The following is a 3,434-nucleotide window of genomic DNA, read 5'->3' as shown; positions in this document are numbered from 1 at the left end:
ACAATCAACTGCTCAATAATATTAATCGTCCGCTCGTCAATCGAGCCACTATCGGTATTTACCCCCCCGGCTCAACCGTCAAACCGTTTATTGCCGTCGCAGCACTGAACGATAAAATTATAACCCCCAATACCACACGGAATGACCCCGGATACTGGCGAATTCCCAACTCCAACACTCGCCCATTTCGAGATTGGTTACGTTGGGGGCATGGTAGAGTCGATATTATCAAAGCATTAGAAGAGTCGGTCGATACATTCTTCTACCAAATTGCCTATGATATGGGAATCGATAGCTTATCAAACTGGATGATGCGCTTTGGTTTTGGGGATTATACTGGTATCGATATCTATGAAGAAAGCAAAGCCAATATGCCAACCCGTGAGTGGAAAATGGCACGTCATAAAACACCTTGGTACCAAGGCGATACCATTCCAGTGGGTATTGGTCAAGGCTATTGGACAGCAACACCGATGCAGTTAGCCAAAGCCACCTCGGTAGTTGCCAATAAGGGAAAAGTCATTGCGCCTCACTTGCTACGCTCAACCATCAATAATGGTGAACCTTTTTCAACCCAAAAAGAAACTGAATATGTCACCTATCCAGCGATTAATGAAGTTCCAGAAAAATACTGGGACATGGCAATAGAAGGCATGTATTTAGTCAACCACGGGAAACGCGGTACCGCGCGCCGAGCATTCAAAGGATTAAAATACAAAAGTGCCGGTAAATCAGGTACAGCTCAAGTGTTCGGTTTGGCAGAGGGCCAAGAGTACAACGCCGAAGAACTCTCAGAACACCTACGTGACCATGCACTATTTACAGGGTTTGCCCCTATCGAGAACCCCGAATTGGTCGTTACCCTTGTACTAGAAAATGCAGGAGGGGGATCAAGTAATGGTGGCCCCCCTGTTAGACAAATTTTCGATCACGTAATCTTGGCAGAAAAAGAGGGCAAACAATGAAGATGGATCCTGCCACTGGCCGAAATCGTGCTTTTTTTGAGAAACTACACATTGATCTTCCACTCTTACTTGGCTTATTAGTTTTAATGTTATTTGGGCTTGTTGTCATGTACAGCGCCAGTGGCCAAAGCCTTGCCATGATGGATCGTCAAGCCATGCGGATGGGGATGGCACTGTTAATCATGGTTGGGCTAGCTCAAATCTCTCCTCGTAACTATGAACGTCTAGCTCCACTGCTCTTTTTTGTTGGAGCCTTATTACTGCTGGGAGTGTTATTTTTTGGTGAAATATCAAAAGGCGCTCAACGTTGGCTAAACTTAGGATTCGTACGCTTTCAACCGTCTGAATTACTAAAATTGGCGGTTCCACTGATGGTGGCACGCTATATTGGTAACCGTCCTATTCCGGCCGATCTAAAGACCTTAACGGTCTCGCTATTCATGGTATTCGTTCCCACTATTTTAATTGCTAAACAGCCGGATTTGGGCACCGCGATTCTCATTGCCGCCTCTGGGATTTTTGTCATTTTCTTAGCTGGAATCAGTTGGAAAATCATTGCAGCCGCCAGCATTGGAGTCGGTGCATTTGTCCCAGTATTATGGTTTTTCTTGATGCATGAATACCAAAAAACTCGTGTTCGAACTCTATTTAATCCAGAGTCCGATCCATTGGGAGCTGGCTACCATATTATCCAAAGTAAAATAGCAATCGGATCTGGAGGAATTTCCGGAAAAGGCTGGTTGCACGGCACCCAATCTAACCTTGAGTTTTTACCTGAACGCCATACTGATTTTATTTTCGCCGTCATTGCCGAAGAGTGGGGAATGATCGGAACGCTTGCCCTACTCTCAGTCTATCTATTCGTTATTGGACGAGGCTTATATCTTGCCAGCAACGCACAAACAGCCTTTGGCCGGATGATGGCGGGAAGTATTGTGCTCAGCTTTTTTGTATATGTATTCGTTAATATTGGTATGGTCAGTGGGATCTTGCCTGTGGTGGGGGTTCCACTCCCTCTGATTAGTTATGGTGGCACATCAATGGTGACACTGATGGCCGGATTCGGTATTTTGATGTCTATTCATACCCACCGAAAAGCATTTTCGAAGGCAAACTGATACTGATGAAATTACTGACTCTGCTGTTAACGCTAAGCGCCTTGACCTTCCTTTCGGGCTGCAGTAGCTCCTCATCAAATGGACGCTATTCAATAAATGATGATATCGCCCCAAATGTACCACTTTCACTCGAGCATATTGAGGATGCGACACCACAATATGAACCATATAGTTTGGGAGGGAATCGAGATTACACATTGCGAGGAAAAAACTACCAAATCATCCGAGACACAGAAGGATTTGTTGAAACAGGGCAAGCCTCTTGGTATGGCAAAAAATTCCATGGCCATTTAACCTCTAATGGCGAAATTTATGACATGTACTCCATGAGTGCCGCACATAAAACCTTGCCGCTACCGTCTTATGTCAAAGTTACGAATGTTGAGAATGGTAAAAGCACCATTGTTCGCGTGAATGATCGCGGGCCGTTCCATGATGGTCGAATTATAGATTTAAGCTATGCCGCTGCCTATAAATTAGGCGTTTTACAAACGGGGACCGCTCAGGTTGAAATTAGCGTCATCAATAAACAAAAACCCGCTTTAACACCGCTAAAATCTCAACAACATGATTACGTCATTCAGGTTGCCGCCTCTCAACACGAGCAAAATATACGAACTTTAGCAGAAAAAATAGGTCAAACGCTAAGCGTGCCAAGCTTTGTGGATCATGAAAATCAACACTATCGAATATTTTTAGGTCCATTTACTGACTATAACTTGACGCAACAAACCTTAGAACGAGTAAAATCACTCGGTTATCAAACCGCCTTTATTCGGAAAAATCTCACGCAATAGTCACCGTTCAACACGAGAATCACCGCCATGCTGGCCTGATTTATCTAGCGGTTTCTGTTAGGATACTGGACAACTAACCAATCAGTTTTGCATTCACTATGAAAAAAAATACTTTACACATTATTTTGGCGTCTTCTATTGCGCTCTCTGCGACTGCCGTGTTCGCATCACCGGTTGTTATTCCTGATGCACCACAAATTGCAGCGAAAGGCTACGTTTTGATGGATTATCATTCAGGAAAAGTTCTGGCTGAAAAAGAGATGAACACAAAATTATCGCCAGCCAGCTTAACCAAAATGATGACCAGTTATGTGATTGGTCAAGAGCTAAAGCGAGGTAATATTTCACTCAATGATGATGTTGTGATTAGCCGCAATGCTTGGGCTAAAAATTACCCAGACTCATCGAAAATGTTCATTGAAGTGGGCACAACCGTTAAAGTTAGCGATTTGAATAAAGGGATTATTATTCAGTCCGGCAATGATGCGTGTGTTGCGATGGCAGAACATATTGCTGGATCAGAAGATGCCTTTGTTGATTTAATGAACGCTTGG

General features: G+C 43.9%; 3 protein-coding genes and 1 pseudogene. All 4 read left to right on the top strand.

The genetic code is table 11. The annotated features are described in order from the left end of the window. A pseudogene (locus B7C60_RS19280) lies at positions 1-965 on the top strand (penicillin-binding transpeptidase domain-containing protein); the annotation flags it as partial. Beyond that, positions 962-2,083, top strand: a complete 1,122-nt coding sequence (rodA, locus tag B7C60_RS13230; RefSeq protein WP_099612072.1) for a rod shape-determining protein RodA — start codon at positions 962-964, stop codon at positions 2,081-2,083. The pseudogene B7C60_RS19280 and the gene rodA, both read left to right, overlap by 4 nt. Before the next feature lie 5 nt (positions 2,084-2,088). Further along, complete coding sequence (locus tag B7C60_RS13225) at positions 2,089-2,880, top strand: septal ring lytic transglycosylase RlpA family protein (protein ID WP_099612071.1); 792 nt, start codon at positions 2,089-2,091, stop codon at positions 2,878-2,880. Positions 2,881-2,978: 98 nt separating this feature from the next. Next, positions 2,979-3,434: D-alanyl-D-alanine carboxypeptidase family protein (locus B7C60_RS19275; protein WP_425445512.1), on the top strand; the 456-nt coding region annotated here is incomplete at its 3' end.

This window comes from Vibrio fujianensis, from assembly GCF_002749895.1.
GTDB lineage: Bacteria > Pseudomonadota > Gammaproteobacteria > Enterobacterales > Vibrionaceae > Vibrio > Vibrio fujianensis.
The sequence above is the reverse complement of the archived record's forward strand: the minus strand, read 5'-3'. Positions and strand labels throughout refer to the sequence as shown.

Bases quoted from the DNA above. Each gene is read 5' to 3' on its own strand.
- rodA (WP_099612072.1), top strand. From the start codon at position 962: ATGAAGATGGATCCTGCCACTGGCCGAAATCGTGCTTTTTTTGAGAAA.
- B7C60_RS13225 (WP_099612071.1), top strand. From the start codon at position 2,089: ATGAAATTACTGACTCTGCTGTTAACGCTAAGCGCCTTGACCTTCCTT.